This window comes from Aeribacillus sp. FSL K6-2848 (genome assembly GCF_038004325.1).
GTDB lineage: Bacteria > Bacillota > Bacilli > Bacillales > Aeribacillaceae > Aeribacillus > Aeribacillus composti.
The window spans coordinates 3,487,180-3,513,154 of sequence record NZ_JBBOQQ010000001.1; the positions used below are offsets into that span (position 1 = coordinate 3,487,180).

Sequence of the window (25,975 nt, forward strand, 5' to 3'; positions counted from 1 at the left end):
AATCAAGATGTCTGCTTCCATTTTTTTATCATTTCTTATTCTCTAATCTGTCCGCTTCCTTTAATAATATATTTTGTAGAAGTCAGTGCAGGGAGTCCCATCGGTCCTCTGGCATGGAGCTTTTGCGTGCTGATCCCGATTTCTGCGCCAAACCCAAATTCAAATCCGTCTGTAAAGCGCGTCGATGCGTTGTGGTAAAGAGCTGCGGAATCAACTAATTTGAAAAACTTTTCTACATTTGCGGCATTTTCTGTGATAATTGCCTCAGAATGGTTTGTTCCGTAACGATTAATATGCTCGATTGCTTCATCTACATTCGAAACAAGTTTCACTGCCATTGTATAATCTAAATATTCCGTTTCCCAATCTTCTTCTGTCGCTAATTTCAAATGCGGGAATTCATTGTACAATGCTTGATCGACTCGCAACTCCACATTTTTCTCCTCGAGCTTTTCAATGAGCTCGCGAATATACTCCTTATTCCAATTTTCATGGATGAGAAGAGTTTCGGCTGCATTGCAGACGGAAGGTCTTTGTGTTTTTGCGTTTACAGTTATATCAATCGCCATCTTTTTGTCTGCTGATTCATCAATAAACACATGACAATTGCCTGCGCCCGTTTCTAACACAGGGACAGATGAATTTTCAACAACTGTTTTAATCAGATTTTTCCCTCCGCGAGGAATTAGCACATCTAAATAATCATTTAATTTGAACATTTCCGCTGCCGTTTCCCTGCTGGTATCTTCCAGAAGCTGTACACTGTCGGCAGGAAAATTCGCTTTTTCTAACGCCTCTCGTATCACCTTTACGATCGCCATATTTGAATGCAATGCGGATGAGCTGCCGCGAAGAAGAACAGCGTTCCCTGTTTTTAAGCAAAGGCTTGAGGCATCAATTGTCACATTTGGTCTGGCTTCGTAAATCATCCCAACAACTCCGAGCGGCACCCGAACTTTTTCGATTTGTAAACCGTTCGGACGAGTCCAGCTTTCCAGCACTTCCCCAACTGGATCTTGCAAATAAATCAATTGTCTTAACGATTCAATCATTCCGTTAATTCGTTCTTCGTTTAAAAGAAGACGGTCAATTAGAGCGTCGGATAAACCATTCGCTTTCCCGTTTTCAATGTCTTTTTCATTTTCTTTTAAAATATAAGGCGTTTCTTTTTGCAATTGTTCAGCGATGATTGATAATGCGTTGTTTTTTTCTTCAGTAGTCTTTGCAACCAGTTTGGCAGCAGCTTCTTTTGCCAGCTTCCCTTTTGTCAACACTTCACTCATATCATCATCTCCTTACTCGTTATCGCTACAAATTGATCACGGTGAACCACTTCAGGATGTATGCGCTTTGTCATTTCCATCGCTTTTTGACTCGGCATGCCCATAATTTCTTTTAATTCTTCAGATGAATAATTGACTATGCCTTTTCCGATCAGCTTTTGTTCCTTGTTTAAAATTTGCACCACGTCTCCGGATTGAAAGTTGCCGCTGACACGCTTAACGCCAGCAGGAAGGAGCGATTTCCCTTCCTTCAAAATAGCCGCTACTGCTCCATCATCGACTTCCACATCACCAGATATGATCGAATGAAGAGCAATCCATGCTTTTGAATTACGAACAGCACTTAAATCGTTTTTGCCAATATATGTTCCGTCACCGTTCCCATTTAAAATTTCTATTAATTTCTCTTTTCCTTGACCTTTCCCGATAAATACGGATACACCGAGGGCAAGTGCCGTTTTTGCCGCCATGAGCTTTGATTTCATGCCGCCTGTTCCAACTTTCGAACCGGATGTTGCCTCTGTTTGTTCAATTAATTCATCTGTTACTTCCGGCAAAAAATCAAATCGTTTCGCATTCGGATTTTTGGTAGGATCTTCTTCATATAAACCGTTAATATCCGTCAAAATAATAAGAAAATCGGCATGCAATAATCCGCTCACAAGAGCTGACAGCATATCGTTGTCTCCAAACGTCAATTCCTCAATCGAAACCGAATCATTTTCATTGATGATCGGGAGCACTTGCCGCTTTAGAAGCTCCGATAAGGTGGCGTATGCGTTTTGATATTGCTCTTTATGCTGAAAATTGCTCCTTGTCATCAAAAGCTGGGCACATACAATGCCGTATTTTTTAAATGCTTCTGTATAAGCCTGGATAAGCAGCCCTTGGCCCACTGCCGCAGCCGCCTGTTTTCCTCTAATTGTCACAGGCCTGGAAGGATATCCAAGATCTCCATACCCTGCAGATACCGCTCCTGACGAAATTAAAATTACTTCATACCCTGCTTCCTTCAATTTAGCAATCGCTTCAACATGCTCGTGCAGCTTTTCTTTGCTGAGTCCCCCGTTGTCATCTGTTAAAGAACTGCTTCCTATTTTTACGACCACTCGCTTTTTCCTCACTAAAAAACACCTCTTCATTGCTTGACAGTCATAAAAAAGACTCATATCATCCTTTCGAAAAAGGACGAATATGAGTCTATATCCGCGGTACCACCTTTTTTAGCACTAGTTTAGTGCTCCCTTTAGCCTGTAACGAAGGATACGGTCAGGTTATGAGCCTGACAGCTCCAGGGGTAGGTTCAATAGCTTATCAGCGATGAAACCTTTCAGCCATAGGGTTTCACTCTCTTTTTCGCCTAAAGTCTATTTACTGGCCCCTTTCAACGCCGAAAATATACTTTTTTTAAAATTATGTTTCAAAAATTTTTAAAAGTCAAGATGATTGCTGCATTTAAACATTTGCTTGTTGATTGAATTTTTTGTTTGTAAATTTATCTCTCAAATACGGCAGGATAAACCGATCAGCTCCCCAATAATACGCAGCTGCGCCTACTGCCATTAAAATGATTGCTTCAGTGTACATAATCGGATTCGTGCTTGTTGTTCCAGCTAACATAAAATTCAAGTTCATAAACGCACCAGCAATTAATGCAGGAGTTGTAAACAATCCCAAAATCAGTCCGATGCCAACTAACACTTCTCCAATTGGAATAATAAAATTAAAAAGTTCTACATTCGGAAGAGCAAAGTTTTCAAGGAACGCTGCATACCATCCTTGAACGGCCGGATGTTCTCCGGTTGCTTTAGCAATCGCCCCTTTTAAAAATCCTGTCGCATCAAATCCACCCAGCTTTTCGACTCCCGCGACAAACCATTGATAACCGAGCCAAATTCTAAGAGCCGCCCAGACAACCGCCATTTTTGGACCTTTCAGCCATTCCATCTTCAACCATCTCCTTTGTTTGTTTTTTCACTTTTATTTTTCGAAGAAGTTTGTGAAATATTTCACTAACCTCTTCAATTTCAATATATAATTTTCTGAATTTAACTTCAATATATTTGTGAAATATTTCACAAATTGTTAACAATTACTATAGTTATCCACATTCATAGTAGGATTTTATGAAAAAATCCAGCTTCTTAAGCTCCAACAGTTACATAATATCCACAAAAACAGTATGGATAATGTGTATAAGTTGTGAATTATCTGAAATATCTGTGGATAAAATAAAAAAGCACTCACCTTCTCTGGACGATGAATGCTTATACACAAAGAACGATCTCTCGAATTTACATGCAAATTAGAGCTGTTGCAAAAGAAACCGTCATTTTACAGAAGTGTGCATATTTTCAGATAACAAAAATTTTAGACATAACTAAATCTATTAAAACGTGGAATTTCTTTTCATAAAAAACAGGCGCCGTTTCAACAGCCGCCTGCTAAGCACTATGCTGCAATTTATTTTCTTTCTCTGCACGCTTATTTTTCTCATAACCGATCGCTAACACAATCAATGTCATAATTCCGATAAGTAAATATTCGATCCACAAGTTTTGGATGTGAAACCATTGTTCAATATGTTTATCCTTAAAGATCATCTCACCGGCGGTCCAAGCTAAAATTCCAGATCCAACATATACAATCCATTGAAATTTGTTCATTAATTTTACGATCGCTTTTGATCCAAAAATCATAATTGGAATACTGATCAAAACTCCAACCGCAATCATGCCGATATGGCCGTGTGCCGCACCTGCTACTGCAACCACATTATCCAAACTCATGACGGCATCTGCAAGAATGATCGTTTGAATAGCTTTAAGCAGACTGCTTTGAGATTGGACATGCACAGCTTCTCCGTCATCTACCAAAACTTTATAAGCAATCCAAAGCAGCAAAAATCCGCCGACAATGTTGACAAATGGGATTTTCAACAGGACAACAATAACGGATGCAAACAAAATCCGTAATGCGACCGCACCTCCAGTCCCCCAGAATATAGCTCTGTTTTGCTGTTCTTTCGGCAGATTTCTCGTTGCCATTGCAATTACAACTGCGTTATCGCCGGATAAAATAATATCGATTGCAATAATTTTTAATAAGGCAATGATGGCGTCAGATGAAATAGATATACCAACTGAAAATAAATCCAATTGTTATTCGCTCCTCTATTAAAAAATGTATACGTATAGATTCTATCCCTACCTTCCTTTGAAAGCAAATCCAATATTTTACCTATTTAAAAATTAAAATGAGTCATCTCCTTGTCAGCTGCTGGATAAATGTTCGAATGGCAGTGGAAGAAAGAAGACCTTTTCGATAAATAATTGCAACCTCTTTACGCGGAAGTTCGTCTGCAATTTTCAAAAGCTTGACAGAAAACTCCGGGCTGTTTTCAACATAAAGCTTTGGCAGGATCGTAATTCCGTTATGTAAAAGCGTCATCTTTAACAACGAATACGTATCCGACAATTCCACAATTGGGTTTAACTTAATGCCTTCTTTATTACAAAATGAATCGATCGTCTGTCTAAGAACATATTGCTCGGGCAATAAAAAGATCGGGTACGATTGAAGCTCTTCCAAATATATTAAATTTTTTTCAGCTAAAGGATGATCAAGGGATACAATGGCAAAAAACTCTAATGAAAACCATTTAATAACCTCTACTTGCGGATGATGAACTGGTAAATAGACAATCCCTATATCGAGCTCAGACTTGACTATTTTTTCTAACGTTTCTTCCGTTTTTAGATCGTAAACAGAGAGTCTTATATTTGGAAACTGTGAGTGAAACGTAAGCAAGGAAGAATAAAGATGATGATTGCCAACACATCCGATTTTTAAATGGCCGCGATTCAATCCTTTTAATTCATGTATTTTAATTTTTGCTTGATCAATTTCAGAAAAAATTTTTTTCACATGTTCAAGTAAAATCTCTCCGCTTTCCGTTAATTCAATTTTTTTCCCCATTCTTCGAAAAAGAACTGTATCAAGACTGTTTTCAAGAAGGCGAATTTGCTGGCTTAATGTTGGTTGCGTAATCCCCAGCTTTTCTGCAGCTTTCGTAAAATGCAGCTCTTGACTCAATATTGCAAAATATTGCAAAAGACGGAACTCCATTTTATAGCTCCTTTCTATAGATATTTTCTATTATTATGATAGTTATTATAGTATTGTACTATCTTTTCTTTTCAAGTACAATTCTGATTACGGAATTATCTGACTAGTATTAATTATCTAAATTATGTTGAAAGGGTGTGTGTTGTTTGACCAGCCGATATACGACAAGCAAGGCACTTTTAGAAGCGTTACAAGAAGCTGATGTTTCCTTTATTTTTTCAAATCTAGGAAGCGATCACCCTGCCATTATTGAAGCCCTTGCCGAAGCTGAAAAAGAGGGAATTGATTTTCCGAAAATCATTACTTGTCCACATGAAATGGTTGCCTTAAGCGCTGCACATGGATATGCTCAAGTAAGCGGGAAACCTCAAGCTGTTTTAGTGCATGTTGAATGCGGCACGCAAAACCTTGGCGCTGCCATTCACAATGCTTGGAAAGGTCGGGTGCCTGTCCTCATTTTTGCCGGAACTTCTCCATATACTCAAGAAGGGGAGCTTCGGGGAAGCAGGAACGAATTTATTCACTGGATTCAGGATGTTCCCGATCAGCCCGGAATTGTAAGGGGTTACATGAAGTATACTCATGAGATTCGCACCGGGAAAAATGTAAAACAAATTGTCCATCGTGCACTGCAAATTGCTCAAAGCAGCCCGAAAGGACCCGTATATTTGACGAGCGCTAGAGAAGTTTTGGAGGAGGAAGTAGAAAAAGTAGAAATTCATCCTGAGCAATGGAGACCAATTGCAGCGCGTGCACTGGCACCGCAAGAAATAGATCCTTTAGTGAAAGATTTACTGGCAGCAAATAATCCGCTCATTGTCACGTCATATATTGGCAAAAACAAACAAGCGGTGAAAGAACTCGTTCAATTTTGTGAAAAACTTGCGATACCTGTTTTAGAGTCAGTGCCAAACTATATGAACTTTCCATCTGATCATCCGCTTCATTGCGGATATCAGTGGAATACTTCAACACAAAACGATTTAATCGAAAAAGCAGATTTTATAATGGTCATTGACAGTGATGTTCCTTGGATTCCAGTGAATAATAAACCATCGCCAAATTGTACGATTTACTATATTGATGAAGATCCGCTGAAGGAAGGGATGACATTATGGTATATCCCATCAAAACGTTTTTTCGCAGCTGATGCCGAAACGGCCTTGCGGCAGTTGAACGAAGTGATTAAAAACGCTGACATTGACAGCTTGCAAGTAAATGAAAGGAGAAAACAAATAGAAAAATATCATAAAGCTCAGCGTGAAGAATGGAAAAAAGCTGAACAATTTTTTGACGACATTATCACGCCTGAGTATTTAACTGCCTGCATACGGGAAGTGTGCGATGAAAACACGATTATTGTCAATGAAGGCATTTCAAATTTCCAAACATTATATACCCATTTGCAAATGACCAAACCAGGTTCTATTTTTGGCAGCGGCGGAGGCGGACTTGGATGGAACGGCGGAGCAGCGATAGGAGCAAAACTGGCAGACCCGTCTAAAACAGTGATCAGCCTTACTGGAGATGGATCTTATCTGTTTAGCGTCCCTTCGAGCGTTCATTGGATATCGCAAAAATATGACGCGCCATTTTTAACCGTAATTTATAATAATCGCGGTTGGAAATCTCCGAAACTGTCAACCTTAGCTGTTCATCCGAATGGTATCGCAAATGAAACGAATCAATTTTTCGTAGATTTCACTCCTCATGCTGATCTTTCGAAAATTGCAGAAGCTGCAGGTGGCGCCTATGCAAGAAAAGTAGAAAACCCTCATGAGCTGAAAGAGGCTCTGAATGAAGCAATAAAAACTGTCAAGTCTGGCCGTTCCGCTGTTTTAGATGTATATTTGCCCGCTATTAGTCAAGAAAACCAAATGAGAGAGGAAAAAAACCATTCCACAGTTTAAAAAGCGGGAGCAAAAAGCATTTAAAATTTGAATTCATTTGGAATAGTTGAAAGTACAAAAATTTTAAAGCTGCGGAGAAAGTTCAAAAACAAGATGGAATCATCAAGAATGTAGGCTAAAAAAGTTTTATATTCCTTTCATCGCACATCGTCCGAAATATAGAAAACCAGCAGCCAATGATCTTATATTCAACCAGCAGCATTTTCTATTTCTTTTTGCCCTTTTATGTAAGCGCTATCTAAAGGTTATGTTAAATTTTAAATCTAGATAGGAGTGAAAATGATAATGAAAAAATGGGAAAGGTACCATACAATATGGGGAATGCTGTTCCTAGGATGGGTTGTTTCTTATATCGACAGAACTGCGACAGGCCCAATTGTTACTTGGATGATAGAACATAAAATATCATTTTTTTCAGATGTCCCGAATCCTCATGAATTTGGGGGCTTAATAGGCAGTTTGTTTTTTGCCGGATTTATGTTAAACCAATTTCCTGGAGGAAACTTGGGAGATAAATTTGGATACCGCCCTATTATTATATTAAGTATTTTGTGGGCAGCCGTCGCCACTTTTTTCACAGGCTTATCAGGCGGACTCGTCATGTTTGTTTTATTCCGTGTATTACTTGGATTAGGTGAAGGAATCCTTTATTCAAATGACAGATCCTATATTGCTTTCAACACTCCTCCGGAAAAAATGGGCTTAGGAATGGGAGTTGTTATTACTGGCCTGTCTATCGGCTTAACGTTGGCAACAATCGGTACACCTCTTCTTCTGGAAGCTTTTGTTCCTCTAATGGGAAATGAGGCTTGGAGAGTTCCTTTTCTATTCATGGGATTCATTACTTTAATCGTTGCTGTTCTTATGTTTAAATTTATGAAGCCTGATAAAAAATTGATACAATCAGCAGATCCAAATTCACCTGGTGTGAAGGAATTTTACGGAAAATCGTTATATCACTTAAGTATTTATTCACTTGTGTTTTTGGTTATCATCATGGCGATATACTTCACATCAACAAAATTAGGGCTCTCATCGATTGTCATAGCTTTTATTTTGGCTAGTTTAGCCCCCATATTGATCATATATCTTTATGTAACAAAAAAATCAGAAGTGCACCCTTTGATTATGAATAAAAACCTGTTTTTCCTTTATCTATCTTTCCTGCCGATTTTATGGCATTTATGGTTGTATGGATTCTGGTCTACGGCAATTGTCCAAGAATTTGGCGGCGGAGCACTAGTTGCCGCAGCAGCAGTAGCTTCATTTAACGCAGTAGCAGGGGTTATCGGGTTCCCGCTTGGCGGAAAAATTTCTGACCTGTTAGCTGATAGACCGAACGGCCGCAGAAATGTATTAGCGCTTTTAACTTTTCTTTTAGCTGTTTCAATATTTGTTTTTGCTTGGTATATTCAAACGGAAAATAGCAGCCCGATTATTACATCAATCATTTTATTTATATCAGGATTATTCTTTTTTGCATTGCAGCCGGTTTCACATGCATTAAATGCAGAATTGGCGCCGGAAGGCAAACAAGGCGGGGCATTTGGCATGCTGAATCTGATAGCAGAAATTGGCGCCGTATTGTCGCCAGTCGTATCAGGATATTTAAGAGACAGCACAGGCAGCTGGGGAGCTCCGCTAATATTGGACGGAGTTTTAATTAGTATTAGTTGTTTATTTGTTTTAGCAATCTCAAGCAAAGCTGTACAATCTGCTCAACCAAAAAATATCTCGTCTAGCGAAGCAAATATGTAAACAAGTTATGTATAGCGATGAAATTTTTCTAAGCAAATGATGCTGTTGTTAATTGGCGAGTATCATTCATTTATCAGAGATAGATCATTTTCACATTGATGAAAAAGATTTCCATTGAAAAAAGGGCTTTGCAAAAAGTTAATTGAACTGACTTTTTGCGGGCCCTTTCTTTTTAATACTATTCCCGATCAGGTTTGCGATAAGTCTTGACTTGAAAGGGTAACTGTGACGGTCTTTTCTTTTCCGTCCCGATATAATTTGACTTTGACTGAGTCTCCTGATTTCTTTTCACTGTACAAATATTTTCTTAACTCACTCGTGTTGTGAATGCTTTGCCCATCCAATGCGACGATCACATCCTTTTCCTGCAATCCGGCCTGATCGGCGGGAGAATTTGCCTGAACTCTTCCAACTACCGCACCTTCTTTAACGTCAGATGGCAAATTGAGTGTGTCTCTAAGGAAATACTCAGGAAGCTCGCTTACATTTAATAATGCAACTCCAAGAAACGGACGGTCAATTTTTCCTTTTTCCATTAATTGATTGATCGCTTTCACAACATCATTGCTTGGAATAGCAAATCCGAGCCCTTCCACACCTTCCTGGCTGATTTTCATACTGCTGACGCCGATGACTTTCCCATCCATGTTAATTAAAGGGCCTCCGCTGTTTCCTGGATTGATCGCTGCATCAGTTTGAATGACATCAAGCGCCCAGTCTCCTTCAGAAGTTGTAATCGTCACTGTGCGATTGACTCCGCTGATAATCCCTTCTGTTACAGTTCTAGAAAGATCGCTGCCAAGCGGATTCCCGATTGCAATGACCTGATCGCCGACTCGTATATTATCGGAATCACCAAACTCAGCTACTGTGTTAACACTATTGTTATTAATTTTTATGACGGCCAAGTCTGTCAATGAGTCAGCACCGACTACCTCTGCTTTTTCCTTATCGCCATTGGAAAGCGTTACCTCCAATGAAGAAGCCCCTTCAATAACATGGTTATTTGTAACAATAAAAACATCATTGCCGGACTTTTTAAAGATAATTCCTGTTCCGCTTCCGCTTTCCACTTCTTCGCTGGAAGAATCTTGGCGCGATCCAAACCAATCTGTCCTTTGCTGCTGCAAATTAGAAATGCCGACAATCGCTGGTGAAAGTTTTTCAGCTATTTCTGCAATATCGCCTTGATTGGAAATCTTCGCAACATTAACAGATGCTTCCTGATCGTTTGTATTTTGACTGACCGCTGCATGCTCTGTTTCATTTGAAGCTTTGTTATGATCTTGGAATGGCAAGTAGGTCAACGCACCGTATACAACAGCTCCGCCCAAAACACCGCTGATTAAAGAAGAAAGAACCGGCTTCAACAAACTGTTCTTTTTTCTTTCCACACGATTGTTTTGATCTATTTCATCATAATATCCCATAGCAAAAGCCCTCCTCTTCTTCATCGTTTGTCTTATTGACATACTAGGCAAAAAATATGACGAAACGATGAACAAAAGGTAAAAAAACATTGAAATATAAAAAAGATCGGACGCCGCTCGATATTATGCGCCTCTTACCTTTTCGCCAAATCCATAGTTCAAAAGCACTTTTCAAAAATCGTTTCTCCTGCCAAGCCCTAACGAAACGGTGAACATCAATCCGGATCGCCCGCGGTACTTTCATTTATTACAAAAAATGCAATTCTGAAACACATAGATGTTGTTGATTGAAAATAAGCCCTTCTGAAAAATTGGCATTTGAATTCGTATGCATGCCCCGGATTTCATTCAACGTATTCAAACTTCAACTGTTTTCCCTTCTTCAGCAACATGGAAAAGAAGATGAGCAAGATGCTGAATGGGGCCGTATATTTCCTCTTCCTCCTGCTCCGCCATCACTTCATCACCGAATTCTAAGTCATTTAGATAAAGAGCTATAAATTCATAAAAGTCTTTTAGTTCAAACCGGTAGCATTCGCTCGGATCTTCCTCGTCCTCCTCGTAGCGAAGGGAAAGATAAGACATATTGCCATCGCTGTCCCCAGCGTCAAAAAAGACGAAAAAACCAATGTTTGTATCGAGATCAAACAAATGTCTTGTCCCTCCTTCTGTCACCCTTTCAAAATCATCCGGGCTCAGCTTTTGCACTTTCATTTCTTCCATATCATCTTCAAGGTGAAATTTAACAGTGAATTCAAGCATCGTATGTCTCCTCCTCAAATATTAGAAAATACTTAATGAATCATTAGCATTGTATAAATATAGTTAGAATTTTCTGTTAATTAATTTTTGTGAATTTGTGCCAAAAAGACAAAACCTAAAGAAAGGTGGCACTGCCCATTTGGTAAATATATACAGTTAAACCAGAGCGACAACGACAAAAGGGAGATTATGGACTGGCTCGCCCATCAAATTTTCGCAACCAAACATAAGCTGGTTTCCACAGAGCTCTCTTTAACCAACGAGTAATTCGAAGTAGGGATTTCTTACTTTTCATCTCCAATTGAATGAGAACATGTAAGCAATACGTGATAAGGGCTAAGAAAATTTGATTTTGAATAGCTGTTTCACTCATTCCATAAAAGTGCTTAATTTCCACGTGTTGCTTGAGCCATTTGAAAAAGAGCTCAATAGCCCAGCGAGATCGGTAAATATCACTTATCTCTTCTGGTTTTAAATCAAATCGGTTGGTGATGAAACGAAGTAAGTTCCCTTTTGTGTCCATAACTTCTAGTAGACGAAAGACATTTTCAGTACGATTTTGTGTGGTACCAATGTAGACCATTTTATCGGATAGAACGTGACAATCATCAGGAAGTGAAAATGTATAGACTTCACGAATGACTGCGTTTTTCTTCAGTCTTGAAACGAAGAAATAGCCATCATCTGTCATCCGATCAAAACGTTCATAGTCCACATAACCGCGGTCAAACACATACATGGCTTCTTGATCATCCACTAGGACTTCGAGTTGATTTCGGTCATGTTCTTTTGCTGTCGTAATCACTGCTTTTTCAGGATAGACGGTGTCTTTATCCATGAAAACGAGCCGTAAGTGTAGCTTTACACCAGCTTTTGTTTTACGGAATTTTGCCCATTTATAATGGGTCAAATTCAACGGGAGTGTACTTGAATCAATGATTTTCAGTGGCATATTCTTTCCGTTTTTATAATGGTACCGTTGAATTTTCCAAACAAGATCCAAGAACAAATTTGCAAGAATTAGTGGGTGGATCTGATTGTTTTTTCGGGATAGCTGAGAGGCACTTATCGATTCAAATCCGAGTGCTTTTTGAAGATCTTCGTCTACAAGTGCATCACTCATTTCCTCTAAGCTCTTAAATTCGAGCAGCTGGGCTACCAATAAAAGTTTAATATAGGCTTCTGTTGTCAGCTTTTTTGTGTAATAGTCCTGTTTCAATTCTTTGACTTGTTCGCTAAGTTTTTGAATATTTATGGGTGAAACCCATTTACCAAATGATGAAATTAGTGTATTCTTGTCCATAATGGTTATCCTTTACGATTGGATTTGGACAGGAACCACCTGTACTTCCATTGTAAAGGATTTTTTTGTTTCGAAATCAATAAAAAATTGAACATTCTTAGTATTTTGAATCATCAGATTTAATTACTGCAATGCTAGTGTTAATGAATATGTTTTAGATAAAAATTCAAGCAGTTTGATGCCGGTCAGACTATTGCCTTTGTCATCCAATGCTGGACCGAATATGCCGATGCCGCATCTTTTTGGAACAGATGCGAGTATGCCTCCTGAGACGCCGCTTTTTGCCGGAATCCCGATTTTAATCGCAAATTCTCCCGAAGCATTATACATGCCGCAGGTGACCATAAACGTTTTGCAAATACGCGCTACATCAAGTGGCATGATTTCCTCTTCTGTAAACGGATCGCGCCCATCCATCGCAAAAACGAGGCCGATGCGCGCCAAATCGATGCATGTCATTTCAATGGCGCATTGCTTCGTGTAAAGCTCCATCAGATCTTCGACATCTTCGTTTATAATATTATGCTGTCGAAGAAAATAACATAAGGAGCGGTTTAAAAACGCGGTTTCAAATTCGGATTGAGCGACTTCTTGCGAATAAGAAATGGTTGGATTTCCTGTTAGCTTGCGGACAAAACGAATGAGTCTCTGCAGCCGTTCTTTCACCGTTCTTCCCGAAATCATATGCGTTACGGCAAGTGCACCGGCATTGATCATCGGATTCAGCGGCTTTGTAGGCTGTGTTTCCTCAAGCTTAGCAATGGAATGAAACGGATCGCCCGTCGGCTCCATCCCGACTTTTTGGAATACCTCCTTTTCACCGTGATCCATAATGACAAGAGCTAAAGCGATAATTTTTGAAATGCTTTGAAGCGTCACTTTTACCGTTACATCCCCCGCGTCAATGATTCTCCCATCAGGCATATATATAGCAATAGATAAATCATTTGGATTTGCTTTGCCAAGAGCCGGTATGTAACTGGCAACTTTCCCCTGATGCCCATACTTTTTCGCTTCTTGGACAAAGCGGATCAATTCTTCTTTTTCGTACATTCAGCCATCACCATTATTTAGTATGGCTCGCTGTATAAAATTTTATAAACAACCCCTTTGATATTTGACAAATGAGTATGATATGTTTATTCAATCTGGAGATAGTCATTGTTGCATAGATTGTTTTCTCTCACTTCCATGCTTTCTTTTGCTTGATAAAATCCCCCATTGTCCCAGTAATGTCACTAATGCAAGGCCGCCGGCGGCAAACGGAAGTTGGGAAGGAGCCAATCCAGCCAGCATCACTATCCCTCCAAGAAGAGAACCTATTGCACTGCCCAAATAATTTGCGGAACTGTTCAAAGCAACGGCCGCTGCACCTTGATTAGGCTGTATGCGAAGCAATTCATGCTGCTGCGGGGCTTGCGATGCCCAGCCCATCGCCCCCCATAGAATGAAAGGCAGAAATGACAGGATCGGAAATGAAAGGGCGAATGGCACACTGAACATGGACAAAGCCATTATGGCCAAAATTACTGCCATGAGCAAACCCGGTTTGCCTGTCCGGTCAATCAAAGCGCCGATGGAAAAACTGCCAACTACGCCGCCAATTCCCCATGCCCAAAGATATGGCGTGTTGTTGGAAATGTCCGCCAAGTTATTCAAAATAACAGCAATATATGTGTAAAGACCCAAGCTGGCAACACTGGTCATAAAAGTGATGCCAACAATTGCTGCAACCCGTCTATTTGTCATCATTGCGACGCGCTGGCGGAGTGAAGGTGGAGCTGAAGCTGCAAAATGTGGAAACCAGATGGCAATTCCCATCATGGCAATTAAGCCTAGTGCAGTGATCACCCAAAGAGTTCCATTCCACTTCAGATGTTCCGCAATCACCAGTCCAAGAGGGACTCCTATGACTGTTCCAGTGCTCATGCCGCCAAGAGTCATGCCAAGTGCTCTGCCGCGTTTCTGTTCGGGCACTAGTGATGCTGCAGCTGCTGATGCTAGCGGAGAGTAAAGTCCGGCGCCGATGCCTGCAATTGCTCGTGCAATCAGCAACATGGAAAAATTTGAAGCTAGTGCACTTATCCCGTTGCCTATCGAGAATACTGCGAGCGCCAACAATAAAATATTGCGCATCGGTTTTCCAGCAAGCAGTGTTGCAAATACCGGAGCGGCCAGTGCATAACAAAGCGTAAAGACGCTCACGGCTTGCCCTGTTTGTGAAGGGGTTATATGAAAAGTTGCACCGATATCCGGAAGCAAACCAGCTATCACATAAGCATCAAACCCAAGAGCGAACATACCGATCGTCAAGAGAAAAACTTTTTGCATGATAACTTAGCCTCCATTTTTACGGAATTATCTTTACGGAAGATTTATCTATTTTTCACTTTACAAGACGGAATGTAATATGTCTAATATATATTTATAAAACTACTAATATCTTATAAATATTAATAAAGGAGGAGATTAATTGGAACTGCGCCACTTGAAATATTTCTTAACAGTTGCTGAAGATTTGCATTTTGGGAAAGCTGCAGCCCGTTTAAATATGGCACAGCCGCCTTTAAGCCTTCAAATCCGACAATTAGAAGAAGAAATAGGCGTGCCTCTTTTCCATCGAACGAAAAGAAAAGTAGAACTGACGAAAGAAGGCCAATTGTTTTTGGAAAAAGTTAATCAAATTTTCAAAGATCTGGAGGAAGCTGTCGAATCAGTAAAAAGGGTGAACCGTGGAGAGGTCGGAGAAATAGCGATAGGATTCATTTCCTCATCAGCCTATGATATTCTTCCAACAATTATAGAGCACTATCGTAAAGCATATCCTAATATTCATATAGATTTGCAACAATTGACAACTAGAGAGCAATTAAAAGCTTTGCATGAGGGCGCAATTGATATAGGAATCCTTTGCCAACCCGCCAACATAAAAAATGACGGAATTCATTTCGAGGTTATTCGGCAAGAACGAATGATGATTGCTCTGCCAGAGGATCATCGGCTAGCTTCCGGCACTTCCCCGATTCATCTTGAAGAATTGGCGGGCGATTCATTTATTTTGACGGGAAGGAAGGCAAATCAAAGCCACTATGATACTGTGATAAACAGTTGCTATCAAGCGGGATTCCATCCTAAAGTAGTTCAAGAAACACAAGAATTGCCTACAGTCCTATCCCTTGTTTCATCAGGAATGGGCGTAGCGATTGTACCATCCTCTATCCAGCATGTATTAAAAAATAAAGTTGTCTATCGCGACATTTACAACAACCCAATTACTACTTCAACTGCCTTTGCGTGGAAAAGTGGAAATTTGTCTCCAACTGTTCATGCATTTCTTAACTTAATGAGAAAATCTGTCATTCCGTTTTTTCACCAAGTTTAATAGAAATAATCTCATGAAATGATACTGGCAATTAAAATTCTCTATCAAATCCTTAATTAAACAAGGAGAATAATTGAAATAACCGCAATAAAAAAAGAAGCAGGAGTACAATGAAAATAATCATTTCCCTCTCTGCCAAAGTAAATTTCAATGCATTTTAGCAGCCGATTTGATGATTGGGGAAAGAACTCTTGTATCTGTCTCCTCTTTTTTTGTCTTTAACATCATTTTGCCGTTAAAAAATTGGTTCAAAAAACCGATAAATTTACAATTATTATCAATTGAAATTTTGCATTCATTTAGCCTAGACGCTCCCAATCATTTTCATCGTTGTAAATTTCCCGTTGTGAACCAACAACATAATTTATCGGTCCAATTGTCTGAGCATCACGTTCTATTGTATTTAATAATTTTTGGAGCTTCAAAGCTGTTTGAAGGCTAGCAAACGGTTGTGAAGGAGCTGCTCCGTTTACTACATACCCGCCAACATCATTAACCAATCTTACCAATTTGCGTATTGTTTTTAGTTCAGGCTTCGAGTCATCAATATTCGTTTTCATGTCCATTATGACCTGTTCTCCGAAAGGAGTTCTTTCCCATATACGAAGATGGTCAACATCCCATACAGGTGTATCAAACACCATATTGGCAAAGATTAGACGGTTTTGTGGAGAAGCGAATACAAGATCGACTTCTCTCTTTCGGACAATATTTACGAAGCTGCTATACCCGGTTATTGCCGCTTTTCCTAAACATGCAGTTACGGCTGCACTGTCAAGTACGTCAGAACCTGATACGGAGAAGTCTGATCGAGTGCCTTGAATAGACTTTAACTCCAGATCAGTATTGGATGCACAAATCCATTGGATAAGATCTAGCGGATGGATTATTTCGCTGATCACACCTACAGTTGGCCTATAATCATTCATTCTGTTCTTTCCCCAGTAAAAATTGGCCCGAATAAGCTGCAAATTATGCTCTTCAACAAACTTTTTCAAGACGATGGTTGCATCAGAGTAACGTTCTATAAGGTTAAGACAGAATCCAGATACACTTTTAAGTTTCGCTTCCAGCAGCTCTAAATCATCGTTCGTATTCGCCAAGGGCTTCTCGCAAATAACAAAGCCTTTGTATCCTTCCAACTTTTTAATTATATCCATGTGGAACTCATCATTTACACTAATTACAATAATGTGAGGCTCAAATTGTTCAATAGCAGCATCCACCTCTTTAAAGTATTGAATATCCCTGCGTTTAGGATTTCTATTAACATATGCAAAATTGATTTTTCTAGCTCCAACAATATCTTTATTCATATTGGAAAAAGCTTTAAGAAATCTTGTCCCTGCATATCCCAAACCACAAATTAAGACGTTCATCAGTTGCCTCCCTTTAACATTTAAATTTCTTTTATTAAAAGCTCTTCGCCTGAATCAATAAATCCGAGCTTTTTATATAAATTTTTTGCAATCGGTGTTGTTTGTAAGATAACTTTTTCAACATTATTGGCCTGAAACCAGTCCAAAATATAGTTCATTAAACATTCTGCAAACCCTCTACGGCGCCGTTCAGGGTGAACAACAACCGATTGCACCCACCCAACAAGTCCGTTTAAACATCCTTTCATCGGCGCACGTTCATCAATGATTCCTATAGCACAGGCCGATATTTCGGTTTCGCCATCATAGTGGGCTACAGCAATTACCATTTTTTCATTTGCAGGTATATTGTGAATAAGCCATTTCCGATAGCTTTTCTGCCATGCCATTTGTTCTTCGGGTGATTTCGAAACATAGTGGCCTGCCCCTTCATTGAGCAACAGCTTCCTTAAATCAATCAGCATGTCAACATCATTGATGGTTGCCTTTCTAGCAACAATTTTTAAATTATGATCCATGAATAAATATCCTCTCCTATTCTGTTGTATACGTTAAGGGTGGCAAAAAACTATGGACTACTCTTATCTCAGAATTGTAATAGGTTATCTCTAACCAATTATGCGAACACATCGGCCGATTGTGCAAATGGAATATTAAAGTGGCAAAAAACTTCATTTAATGCATCGGTTAGCTGCAACATCTGCTCTTCAGTGTGGTTCGGTGTAACATTGACTCGAAACCGTTCTGTACCAACAGGAACTGTCGGCGGGTTAATAGGCTGCAGATAGATTTTATGTTTTTCAAGCATTCTTTGAGCAGCTGCCTTACATTTTTTTGCATCCCTAATCATTACAGGAAGAATGTGTGTTACACTCGATGGCATTACCGGTATACCTGCCTGAACGAGCATCTTTCTTAGCTGATTAGTCTTTCTATGCAGTTCATTTCTCTCTTTATCAGAAGATTTCAAATACCCGATGCTTGTATAGCATGCAGCAACAATTGCCGGCGGCAGGGAGGTAGTAAAAATAAAGCCGGATGCAAAGGAGCGGACAGCATCAATCAGCAATTCCGATGCAGTAATATACCCGCCTATCACTCCTATCGCCTTCGCCATTGTTCCTTGTATAATGTCAATGAGATTGGCAACTCCAAGCTCTGCAGCTATTCCTGCTCCTCGAGGACCGTACATACCGATAGCATGAACTTCATCGAGAAATGTTAGTGCGTTATATTTTTTAGCAAGATTCACAATTTCCTTAATCGGTGCGATATCGCCGTCCATCGAATATATTGACTCGAATACGATGATTTTGGCTCGATTATGCGGCTGGGAAGCTAGTAATTCCTCCAAATGTTCGACATCATTATGCCTAAATATGGCGCGGTCAGCTTTTGCACTTCGTATCCCATTGATAATGGAGGCATGATTAAGCTCGTCGGAAAACACTATGCAATTAGGGAACAGACGCAATAAGCATTGTAATGTTGCATCATTTGAACTGTATCCGGTCGGAAAAACGAGTGCTGCCTCTTTACCGTGCCAGTCAGCCAATGATGATTCAAGCAAAGTGTATTGGTAGTGTGTGCCGCCTATGTTCCGCGATCCGCCTGAACCGGCTCCATTTAACCGGATTGCTTCTTGCATCGCTTCAATTACTAAAGGATGCTGGGACATTCCCAGATAATCATTGCTGCACCAAACAACAACAGGCTGCTCATCTTCCTTGCCATTCAACTTCGCCAAAGGATACTGGCCGCATATGCGGTTAATCGTAATAAATTCACGGTATTGCCCTCTTTCCTTCAACGAATTTAGCTTGTCGCTGAGAATTTCTGTATACATAACTCTATCATCCTCCAATAAATATAAATTCCATTCAAGAAGGAATTGTAATTTTTGTTTTTCAGCCGCACTCTTAATGTAAAATCAATTGTTTGTTAATATTCTCCTCCTGTGCAACGGGCGGAAAATTGACAGAAAACCTAACAGGCATGCCTTTTATAAATCGCAAAACTTCCTCGGCAATTTGTGCAGCGACCTTAAACTGCGCTTCTTTTGTCGAGGCTCCTATATGCGGCGTCGCAATTACTGACGGATGATCAGCCAATTTTGAATGAATAGGCGGTTCGACTTCAAAAACATCAAGCGCTGCACCTGCGACATGGCCATTTTCTAGAGCTTCTAAAAGAGCTTCTTCTTCAATAATTCCGCCTCTTGCACAATTGATAATCCTTACCCCTTTTCTTGTTTTTGCCAATGTATCTTTATTTAACAATCCTCTCGTTTTTTCGTTCAGGGGTGCATGAACTGTAATTATGTCCGCACTTGAAAGAACTTCATCAAAAGAAAGCATTTCGACACCGAAATTATTTGCTCTCTCTGGAGTTAGGATTGGATCAAATACATGCACTTTCATTCCAAAGGCTTTAGCCCGCTTGGCAACTTCAATACCAATGCGCCCAAAACCGATAATGCCTAAGATCTTCCCGTAAAGTTCAGATCCAACAAATGCTGACCGATTCCACTCTTTTGCTTTAACTGAAATATTCGCTTGCGGAATGTGCCTCATCAAAGAAGAAATCATCGCAAGTGTATGCTCGGCTACCGAAATGGTATTTCCATTGGGAGCATTAATGACAATTACTCCTTGCTTTGTTGCCTCATCAATATCAATGTTATCTACACCGACTCCGACTCTTCCGATAATTTTTAAAGAGGTCATCTTTCCTAAAAGCTCTTTCGTTACTTTTGTGCTGCTCCTCACCAAAAGAGCATCAAAAAGATTTAGTTCATCTTCTGCTTCCGATACACTTTTTTGGACAACTTCAACCGCTTCTGATTCTATCAACGGTTTCAGTCCTTCATTGTTCACTTTGTCAGAGACTAGTAGCCGAAACATTGTTTAAATACCTCCTGTAATTTATTTTTAGGATCTATTAGCGCACGCTTACAAAGCAATTCTATATTTGCTTTTATTTTCCTTGTAAAAAAAAGTTAATTTTTTTGTTAATTTATAGTTAAAATTGTGAATATTACTAAAATACTATTAAAAAATGCTGATTCATGTAACGTCATTATTGATGCTCCTTACCAGTTCTGCGTCCAATTGGCGAATAAAATAATTAACACATCAATGCCTGAAATTGCCCTTAAAAAACCCCTTCAATATAGGCAGAAATGCCTTAATTGAAGGGGATGCTCACATAACGTTTTATTAATGCTTTTTTGCATAAAAGCGTTCATTTTGCATTTGCCGCATACTTTTTTTCAGTAAGCGCATGGTGATAAACTTTTTCAAGCATGCGTCCATAAAAAGAAGCTAAAACCTGCTGAAAAAGCATGCCTAAGACAACCGGTACCGCCACTTGCGGCGGAAAATAAGTGATCGCAAGCACTGCACCGGCGCTAATATTCCTCATTCCGCCCGTAAACGTTAAAGTGATGATATCATCCTGTTGAAATTTTAATAGACGCCCGGCCATCCATGAAAAAAAGTAGCCGCTTGTAGCAATCAAAAAAACGAAAAAACCAATCAAAATTAATTTTTTATTCGGGTTCGCCAAATAAGGAGCTACTATCGCGCTGTTGATGATCACTACAAGCGATAAGGCTATTTTCGAAAACGGACTTAAAACGGCTGCAATACGCTGTTTCAATTCTTTTTTCGTCCACTCATTTACAAGCATTCCTAAAATGGAAGGCAGGATAATCATGAAAAATAAGCCAGACATCATATTCCATACGTCGATTTCTACCGTTCTCTCCACCAATACTAATAAACTGGCAGGAACGACAAAAGGAGAAATAAACGTATCTATTAATATAACAGCAAGAGCTAAAGCCAAATTTCCTTTATGGATTGATACCCAAATAAAGCTTGTAACACCAGTTGGAATGATCACGGCCAAAACTAAACCAATGATTGTGAAGCTGTCTTCTTGAAAAGCAAGATGGCCGACAGCAAACGCCCAAAGCGGGATGAAAAGATGAAGCAGCAAAAGAACGACGAAAATCGGCAGCGGATGCAAAAGAGCCTGCTTAAACGCATGAAAACTAAGATTTAAACTGCCCGCAAACGTAATAAAAGCAAAAATCCACGGAACAAGCTGAGAAAAATCGTCAAATATAGTTGAAAATACAATCCCGATCACAACACTTGACGGGGTTAAAAAAGGAAGCATCTTTTCCATTATGCTGTTTATGTTTTTTAACATTTTTCTCTCTCTCCAGTGTTAAGCTAAAATGAAAAGTTGCGCAATCCTAATGTTCACAAATAGTGAACAATCTTTACTTCATTATATAATATGCAATTTTTTCTCACCAATCCAGCGCTATGTCAAAACATTTTGCGAAGTTACTATGAACCTAGTCTCATGCTTTTCCCTTGGTTTTTTAGGGAAGCGGCCATTCTTCTGGGCTATAGTATCTATCAAATATGGAAAACCCTTTCCTCTTCTACTTTGCAAATTCTGATTGTATAACGTTTATACCATTCCTTCCTGCCTTTATCCTGCGCCGCTTTATGCAAAGCATTTTCTTTCCAGCGTTTGATATCATCCAATGATTCCCAATATGAAACTGTAATTCCGTACCCATTCTCATTTCTTGCACTCTCTGCTCCTAAAAAACCGGGCTGTTTGGACACCAATTGATCCATTTCCTTTGCCATTTCCTCATAACCATTGTCCCCTTCTGTTCTTTCCGATGTGAAAATCACGGCGTAATACTCGTTTAAACGTTTTGTATAATTCATTTTTCAAGCACCCTTTCTTATCAAAACGAAAAGTTTCATACTGTTTTATCATATAATGAACAAAAATGAATTCTCAAACTAGTTTTATTTTTTTTAATAATAGATATATAATATCTATAAAATTACTTTGATTTAAGGGAGAAATAAATAATGAAAAGAAATGAACAAGAACAACGGAATCCTCAAGCACTCAGAGATGAAACAATTGTCATCCATGGCGACGATTCTATAACGGACGAAAAAGGAGTCAATCCTGCTATTTACTATTCCGCAACATTCCAGGCACATAGTGCAAGCGAATTTTCTGAAATTGCTGGAACACCTCGTCATCCGCGATATTACACACGTTACGGAAACCCAGTGCATGAACGGGTTCAAAAAATTGTAGCAGATCTTGAAGGAACTGAAACAGCCTTAGTAACCGGCTCTGGTATGGGAGCGATAGCGACAACTATTTTATCGCTTGTAGCAGCAGGCGATCATGTGATTGCCCAAAAAAATCATTATATGAGCACAACGAAAATTATGGATGAGCTGCTGCCGAAATTTGGTGTTGACGTGACGTTCGTTGACCAATCCGACACTTCTGCGTTTGAAAAGGCAATTCGTCCGAATACAAAACTTATTATGATTGAGACGCCTGCCAATCCTACATTGGTATTGACAGATTTAGCTGCAGTGTGTGATCTTGCCCGCCAACATGGAATTATCGTTGTCGCAGATAATACGTTTGCTTCCCCTATCAATCAGCGTCCACATGACTTTGGGGTTGATGTTGTTGTCCATAGTGCAACAAAATACATGGGCGGCCATCATGATTTGACAGCTGGCGTAATTTGCACAAACGAGGAATTAGCTGAACGTATTTGGAATACGCATATTTCCATCGGTTCAGTGCTTTCGCCAATGGATGGTTGGCTATTGCTGAGAGGCTTGCGCACGCTTCCTATGCGGATCGAACGGATTAACGCGAACGCTTTGGCGTTAGCCGAATTTCTTGAGAATCAGCCTCAAGTTGAACGGGTATATTATCCGGGGCTGCCAAGCCATCCGCAGCACGAGCTTGCTAAGCGGCAAATGAAAGGCTTTGGTGCCGTTATTGCCTTTTCCATTAAGGGCGGTTATGCTGAAACACAGCGCTTTGTTTCCGCATTAAAGCTTCCTCCTAACGCTGTAAGCCTTGGCGGAGTCGAGTCTCTCGTTGTACATACAGCAGCGATGTGGGAAGGAACAATGAACGAAGAACAAATGCAGCTCGCAGGAATCCCGGCAAACTTCGTGCGCTTCTCTGTCGGCATAGAACATATCGAAGATTTAAAAGAAGATGTCAGACAAGCTCTGCAAAAAATTTAATGAAGGAATGTGCGGACAATGGCGGGGGCTGTCTAATAAGCCGTTTTATCGGCTTATTGACGCCCCCTTTCATCTTTTTGAAAGTTTATGATTTTTTGTTTTCAATGGAGATTTGACTTTCTGTACAGCCTCAATTAAAAATGCATTTCATTTTAGGAGCTAGTGCTTGCAGAAAAATCTTGATTTTATTAAACATACATCTTGCAATTTGAAACACTCGAAATCTATCATTTCTAAATATCACTATTGAACACACTACCTGAACAAGCTTTGGCAGCTTATGATAAAAAATAACTGCTTCATCAGTTCTATTTAATGGGATGTAAATTTTGCCGTATTAATAGTAAATAAGATTAGTTTCTCCCCATCCTTGGAGCAGATGAGTTATGTCAACACAGCACTCCGCCTCGCTTCTTAAAGTTAAGCTGATTTGTTTTACATACGCACTCCAAGACAGCATGTGTTGTCAATAAATCATCGATATAGAGGCCCGCTTGACAGCTATTTTTTATTTAAAATGATTTTAACTTCCCCACTTGCACGCTTCTCGAAAAAAACAGCATTCCCTTCTCCATGTGATTTCAATCTCTGCCATTCCATTCTAAAGAAAGATGCCCAAAAAAATGAATCGTTCCAAAATTTTCTTCTTCATATCAGAACATATATTCGCATATAATAAAAATAGAACAAACGTTCTTTTTTGTGAGGTGAAAATCATGAACGGTTTGCTGCTGAATGCCAAAAAGTACGGTTTTGCTTTAAAGATGATCTACATGACCGATCAAGGGGTAATAACAGAAAGATTGATTACAGTAAAAGACTTTAACGATAAATACATTCGCGCTTACTGCCACTTTCGAAAAACTTTCCGAACGTTTAAACGATCCAACATTCTTTCAATTGGTCCCATAAAAAAACGAAAAATAGGGTGAAACGAATGGGTAGATATCACATTATGCTAACATATTTTAAAGGTCGGCAAAGAGTTGTACAGGTCATGGATTTCAGCGGTGCGCAAATGATTACTTTTACAATGGATGAGCTGGAAAATGACGAGATGCCCGTTGAACTAAAGAAATATATTAAAACAATCGAAAAAGAAATAAATGAAGGACGATGGGATTATTGGAAAAGAATTTAGAAACGGGCATTTACTCCGCCTTTCCGTAAAGAAAATGCTGCCTTATCATTTGAGGAGAAAATGGCAATAGCTAAGCTTCACATTACAGGGAATAATAAATTATATTCCAAACAAATGGATGAAAAACGGTTTTCACGGCGAAAGCGTTCAAAATCAAAAATAACTGATCAAGGCTCATTCGCAGATCAGCCATGTTTATTGACCGATAAGACGTGAAAAACAAATTAGACAGCTGAAAACAAATTATTTGACTAAATTTGGATAAATTTTTTTGCAAACAAATCATTTGAAATCTAAAACAAATTCCTATAAAATTATCTCGAAATAAATATTTTCAAAATAAAAATTTATAAATTTTATTTTTTCACTAAAAACTAAAATTGCACCAAGAGAGGAAGGTTTACGTTGACAAAAGTATTGTACATTACAGCACATCCACTTGATGACACCCAATCTTACAGTTTGGCAGCAGGAAAGGCTTTTATCGAAACCTATAAAGAAGCGAATCCTGACCATGAAGTAATTCACCTTGATTTATATAAAGAATATATTCCCCAAATCGATGCTGATGTATTAAATGGCTGGGGGAAACTGAGATCCGGAAAAAGCTTAGATGAGCTTACTTCCGAGGAAAAAGCGAAAGTTGGACGTCTTTCAGAGCTTTGTGAACAATTTATTGAAGCGGATAAATACGTTTTTGTTACACCTTTATGGAATTTTTCATTTCCGCCCGTCTTGAAAGCATATATTGATGCAGTTGCAGTTGCAGGCAAAACGTTTAAATACACTGAACAAGGATCTGTTGGGTTATTGACTGATAAAAAAGCCCTGCATATTCAAGCGCGTGGAGGCATTTATTCAGAAGGTCCAGCAGCTCAAATGGAAATGGGTCACCGCTATTTGGCTGTTGTGATGCAATTTTTCGGTGTTCCTTCATTTGAAGGCTTGTTTGTAGAAGGACATGCTGCTCAACCTGAAAAAGCAGAGGAAATTAAACAAAACGCAATTGCGAGAGCAAAAGATTTAGCGCATACGTTTTAAGTAAAAAATAAAGAGGCTGATCTTTCATGATATGCTCCCCTTAAGGTAGACAGATTAAAATATAAAAAATCTGTTTTACCTTAGGGGGAGTTTTTCTATGTATAAGCAATATACTACAGAGTTCAAACTTGAAGTTTTACTTGCATATGAAAACCGAGAATGTACTATATCAAGAGCTTTGTAAAAGGCATCAAATTACTAAATATTCTTTAAGGCAATGGATAAATGAATTTGAGGAATTTGGAATAGAGGGTCTAGAACGTTCAAATTCTTGGAAAGGTTTTAAGGAAGCAGCTGAAGCAGCTGTAAAAGATTATTTATCTGGTGAGTTCTCACAGTAAGAGATTG

At 39.2% G+C, this 25,975-nt stretch carries 23 protein-coding genes, 1 pseudogene and 1 other annotated feature; of the genes and pseudogenes, 8 read left to right on the forward strand and 16 right to left on the reverse strand.

From position 1 onward, the window contains the following. Positions 1-35: 35 nt before the first annotated feature. The 5 genes from NSS70_RS16870 to NSS70_RS16890 form a co-directional block, all read right to left on the reverse strand. Complete coding sequence (locus tag NSS70_RS16870) at positions 36-1,283, reverse strand: glutamate-5-semialdehyde dehydrogenase (RefSeq protein WP_063386268.1); 1,248 nt, start codon at positions 1,281-1,283, stop codon at positions 36-38. Further along, positions 1,280-2,407 carry a glutamate 5-kinase gene (proB, locus tag NSS70_RS16875; RefSeq protein WP_063386269.1) on the reverse strand — a complete coding sequence of 376 codons (1,128 nt, stop codon included), beginning with the start codon at positions 2,405-2,407 and terminating at the stop codon, positions 1,280-1,282. Before proB ends, NSS70_RS16870 begins: the two co-directional genes overlap by 4 nt. A 57-nt stretch (positions 2,408-2,464) precedes the next feature. Then, positions 2,465-2,680: a binding site (T-box leader), on the reverse strand. 58 nt (positions 2,681-2,738) lie between these two features. Then, on the reverse strand, positions 2,739-3,230 hold the full coding sequence (locus NSS70_RS16880; protein ID WP_066247308.1) for a DoxX family protein: 492 nt from the start codon (positions 3,228-3,230) through the stop codon (positions 2,739-2,741). Between the two features lie 497 nt (positions 3,231-3,727). Then, on the reverse strand, positions 3,728-4,420 hold the full coding sequence (locus tag NSS70_RS16885) for a TerC family protein (RefSeq protein WP_412674482.1): 693 nt from the start codon (positions 4,418-4,420) through the stop codon (positions 3,728-3,730). A gap of 124 nt (positions 4,421-4,544) precedes the next feature. Next, on the reverse strand, positions 4,545-5,411 hold the full coding sequence (locus NSS70_RS16890; protein WP_340882003.1) for a LysR family transcriptional regulator: 867 nt from the start codon (positions 5,409-5,411) through the stop codon (positions 4,545-4,547). A 146-nt stretch (positions 5,412-5,557) separates the two neighbouring features. Here NSS70_RS16890 and NSS70_RS16895 point away from each other — a divergent pair, with 146 nt between their 5' ends. Then, positions 5,558-7,321: a thiamine pyrophosphate-requiring protein gene (locus tag NSS70_RS16895; protein WP_063386272.1), complete on the forward strand. Its 1,764-nt coding sequence runs from the start codon at positions 5,558-5,560 to the stop codon at positions 7,319-7,321. 285 nt (positions 7,322-7,606) lie between these two features. Next, positions 7,607-9,079 (forward strand): MFS transporter, encoded by a 1,473-nt coding sequence (locus NSS70_RS16900; RefSeq protein WP_232515608.1) that lies wholly within the window; start codon positions 7,607-7,609, stop codon positions 9,077-9,079. A 188-nt stretch (positions 9,080-9,267) separates the two neighbouring features. Here NSS70_RS16900 and NSS70_RS16905 read toward each other — a convergent pair whose 3' ends face one another. From NSS70_RS16905 to NSS70_RS16925, 5 genes are all read right to left on the reverse strand, one after another. Further along, complete coding sequence (locus NSS70_RS16905) at positions 9,268-10,509, reverse strand: S1C family serine protease (protein WP_082829371.1); 1,242 nt, start codon at positions 10,507-10,509, stop codon at positions 9,268-9,270. Positions 10,510-10,866: 357 nt separating this feature from the next. Then, on the reverse strand, positions 10,867-11,271 hold the full coding sequence (locus NSS70_RS16910) for a cytosolic protein (protein ID WP_311066459.1): 405 nt from the start codon (positions 11,269-11,271) through the stop codon (positions 10,867-10,869). A gap of 187 nt (positions 11,272-11,458) precedes the next feature. Further along, positions 11,459-12,574 carry an IS4 family transposase gene (locus NSS70_RS16915; protein ID WP_003352762.1) on the reverse strand — a complete coding sequence of 372 codons (1,116 nt, stop codon included), beginning with the start codon at positions 12,572-12,574 and terminating at the stop codon, positions 11,459-11,461. 123 nt (positions 12,575-12,697) lie between these two features. Beyond that, positions 12,698-13,627, reverse strand: coding sequence for a glutaminase A (glsA, locus tag NSS70_RS16920; protein WP_340882010.1), 930 nt, complete (start codon positions 13,625-13,627; stop codon positions 12,698-12,700). 105 nt (positions 13,628-13,732) lie between these two features. Beyond that, positions 13,733-14,905 carry an MFS transporter gene (locus NSS70_RS16925; RefSeq protein ID WP_339197300.1) on the reverse strand — a complete coding sequence of 391 codons (1,173 nt, stop codon included), beginning with the start codon at positions 14,903-14,905 and terminating at the stop codon, positions 13,733-13,735. Positions 14,906-15,047: 142 nt separating this feature from the next. Between NSS70_RS16925 and NSS70_RS16930 the strand changes: the two genes are divergently transcribed. Further along, on the forward strand, positions 15,048-15,956 hold the full coding sequence (locus tag NSS70_RS16930; protein WP_144598212.1) for a LysR family transcriptional regulator: 909 nt from the start codon (positions 15,048-15,050) through the stop codon (positions 15,954-15,956). 299 nt (positions 15,957-16,255) lie between these two features. Here NSS70_RS16930 and NSS70_RS16935 read toward each other — a convergent pair whose 3' ends face one another. From NSS70_RS16935 to NSS70_RS16960, 6 genes and pseudogenes are all read right to left on the reverse strand, one after another. Next, positions 16,256-17,335, reverse strand: coding sequence for a Gfo/Idh/MocA family protein (locus NSS70_RS16935; protein WP_094244544.1), 1,080 nt, complete (start codon positions 17,333-17,335; stop codon positions 16,256-16,258). A 20-nt stretch (positions 17,336-17,355) separates the two neighbouring features. Further along, complete coding sequence (locus tag NSS70_RS16940) at positions 17,356-17,853, reverse strand: GNAT family N-acetyltransferase (RefSeq protein WP_094244543.1); 498 nt, start codon at positions 17,851-17,853, stop codon at positions 17,356-17,358. Positions 17,854-17,951: 98 nt separating this feature from the next. After that, positions 17,952-19,181, reverse strand: coding sequence for a 5-aminolevulinate synthase (hemA, locus tag NSS70_RS16945; protein WP_144598213.1), 1,230 nt, complete (start codon positions 19,179-19,181; stop codon positions 17,952-17,954). Positions 19,182-19,284: 103 nt separating this feature from the next. Next, positions 19,285-20,238, reverse strand: a pseudogene (serA, locus tag NSS70_RS16950) (phosphoglycerate dehydrogenase); the annotation flags it as partial. 340 nt (positions 20,239-20,578) lie between these two features. Further along, complete coding sequence (locus tag NSS70_RS16955) at positions 20,579-21,553, reverse strand: bile acid:sodium symporter family protein (protein WP_311066461.1); 975 nt, start codon at positions 21,551-21,553, stop codon at positions 20,579-20,581. Between the two features lie 215 nt (positions 21,554-21,768). Further along, positions 21,769-22,092: an antibiotic biosynthesis monooxygenase family protein gene (locus NSS70_RS16960; protein ID WP_063386279.1), complete on the reverse strand. Its 324-nt coding sequence runs from the start codon at positions 22,090-22,092 to the stop codon at positions 21,769-21,771. 150 nt (positions 22,093-22,242) lie between these two features. On the opposite strand from NSS70_RS16960, the gene NSS70_RS16965 reads away from it, so the two are divergent. The 5 genes from NSS70_RS16965 to NSS70_RS16985 all read left to right on the forward strand — a co-directional run bounded on the left by NSS70_RS16965 (position 22,243) and on the right by NSS70_RS16985 (position 25,968). After that, on the forward strand, positions 22,243-23,445 hold the full coding sequence (locus NSS70_RS16965; RefSeq protein ID WP_445290588.1) for a trans-sulfuration enzyme family protein: 1,203 nt from the start codon (positions 22,243-22,245) through the stop codon (positions 23,443-23,445). 716 nt (positions 23,446-24,161) lie between these two features. After that, a complete protein-coding gene (locus NSS70_RS16970) occupies positions 24,162-24,377 on the forward strand; it encodes a hypothetical protein (protein ID WP_063386281.1) in 216 nt (71 codons plus the stop codon). A gap of 5 nt (positions 24,378-24,382) precedes the next feature. Next, positions 24,383-24,586, forward strand: coding sequence for a hypothetical protein (locus NSS70_RS16975; RefSeq protein WP_063386282.1), 204 nt, complete (start codon positions 24,383-24,385; stop codon positions 24,584-24,586). Between the two features lie 405 nt (positions 24,587-24,991). Continuing rightward, positions 24,992-25,627, forward strand: a complete 636-nt coding sequence (locus NSS70_RS16980) for an FMN-dependent NADH-azoreductase (RefSeq protein ID WP_063386284.1) — start codon at positions 24,992-24,994, stop codon at positions 25,625-25,627. A gap of 146 nt (positions 25,628-25,773) precedes the next feature. Continuing rightward, positions 25,774-25,968 (forward strand): helix-turn-helix domain-containing protein, encoded by a 195-nt coding sequence (locus NSS70_RS16985; RefSeq protein ID WP_339197304.1) that lies wholly within the window; start codon positions 25,774-25,776, stop codon positions 25,966-25,968. Positions 25,969-25,975 lie beyond the last annotated feature (7 nt).

Bases quoted from the DNA above. Each gene is read 5' to 3' on its own strand.
- NSS70_RS16870 (WP_063386268.1), bottom strand. From the start codon at position 1,283: ATGAGTGAAGTGTTGACAAAAGGGAAGCTGGCAAAAGAAGCTGCTGCC.
- NSS70_RS16880 (WP_066247308.1), bottom strand. From the start codon at position 3,230: ATGGAATGGCTGAAAGGTCCAAAAATGGCGGTTGTCTGGGCGGCTCTT.
- NSS70_RS16890 (WP_340882003.1), bottom strand. From the start codon at position 5,411: ATGGAGTTCCGTCTTTTGCAATATTTTGCAATATTGAGTCAAGAGCTG.
- NSS70_RS16900 (WP_232515608.1), top strand. From the start codon at position 7,607: ATGAAAAAATGGGAAAGGTACCATACAATATGGGGAATGCTGTTCCTA.
- NSS70_RS16905 (WP_082829371.1), bottom strand. From the start codon at position 10,509: ATGGGATATTATGATGAAATAGATCAAAACAATCGTGTGGAAAGAAAA.
- NSS70_RS16910 (WP_311066459.1), bottom strand. From the start codon at position 11,271: ATGCTTGAATTCACTGTTAAATTTCACCTTGAAGATGATATGGAAGAA.
- NSS70_RS16915 (WP_003352762.1), bottom strand. From the start codon at position 12,574: ATGGACAAGAATACACTAATTTCATCATTTGGTAAATGGGTTTCACCC.
- glsA (WP_340882010.1), bottom strand. From the start codon at position 13,627: ATGTACGAAAAAGAAGAATTGATCCGCTTTGTCCAAGAAGCGAAAAAG.
- NSS70_RS16925 (WP_339197300.1), bottom strand. From the start codon at position 14,905: ATGCAAAAAGTTTTTCTCTTGACGATCGGTATGTTCGCTCTTGGGTTT.
- NSS70_RS16935 (WP_094244544.1), bottom strand. From the start codon at position 17,335: ATGAACGTCTTAATTTGTGGTTTGGGATATGCAGGGACAAGATTTCTT.
- NSS70_RS16940 (WP_094244543.1), bottom strand. From the start codon at position 17,853: ATGGATCATAATTTAAAAATTGTTGCTAGAAAGGCAACCATCAATGAT.
- hemA (WP_144598213.1), bottom strand. From the start codon at position 19,181: ATGTATACAGAAATTCTCAGCGACAAGCTAAATTCGTTGAAGGAAAGA.
- NSS70_RS16955 (WP_311066461.1), bottom strand. From the start codon at position 21,553: ATGTTAAAAAACATAAACAGCATAATGGAAAAGATGCTTCCTTTTTTA.
- NSS70_RS16960 (WP_063386279.1), bottom strand. From the start codon at position 22,092: ATGAATTATACAAAACGTTTAAACGAGTATTACGCCGTGATTTTCACA.
- NSS70_RS16965 (WP_445290588.1), top strand. From the start codon at position 22,243: ATGAAAAGAAATGAACAAGAACAACGGAATCCTCAAGCACTCAGAGAT.
- NSS70_RS16970 (WP_063386281.1), top strand. From the start codon at position 24,162: ATGAACGGTTTGCTGCTGAATGCCAAAAAGTACGGTTTTGCTTTAAAG.
- NSS70_RS16975 (WP_063386282.1), top strand. From the start codon at position 24,383: ATGGGTAGATATCACATTATGCTAACATATTTTAAAGGTCGGCAAAGA.
- NSS70_RS16985 (WP_339197304.1), top strand. From the start codon at position 25,774: ATGAAAACCGAGAATGTACTATATCAAGAGCTTTGTAAAAGGCATCAA.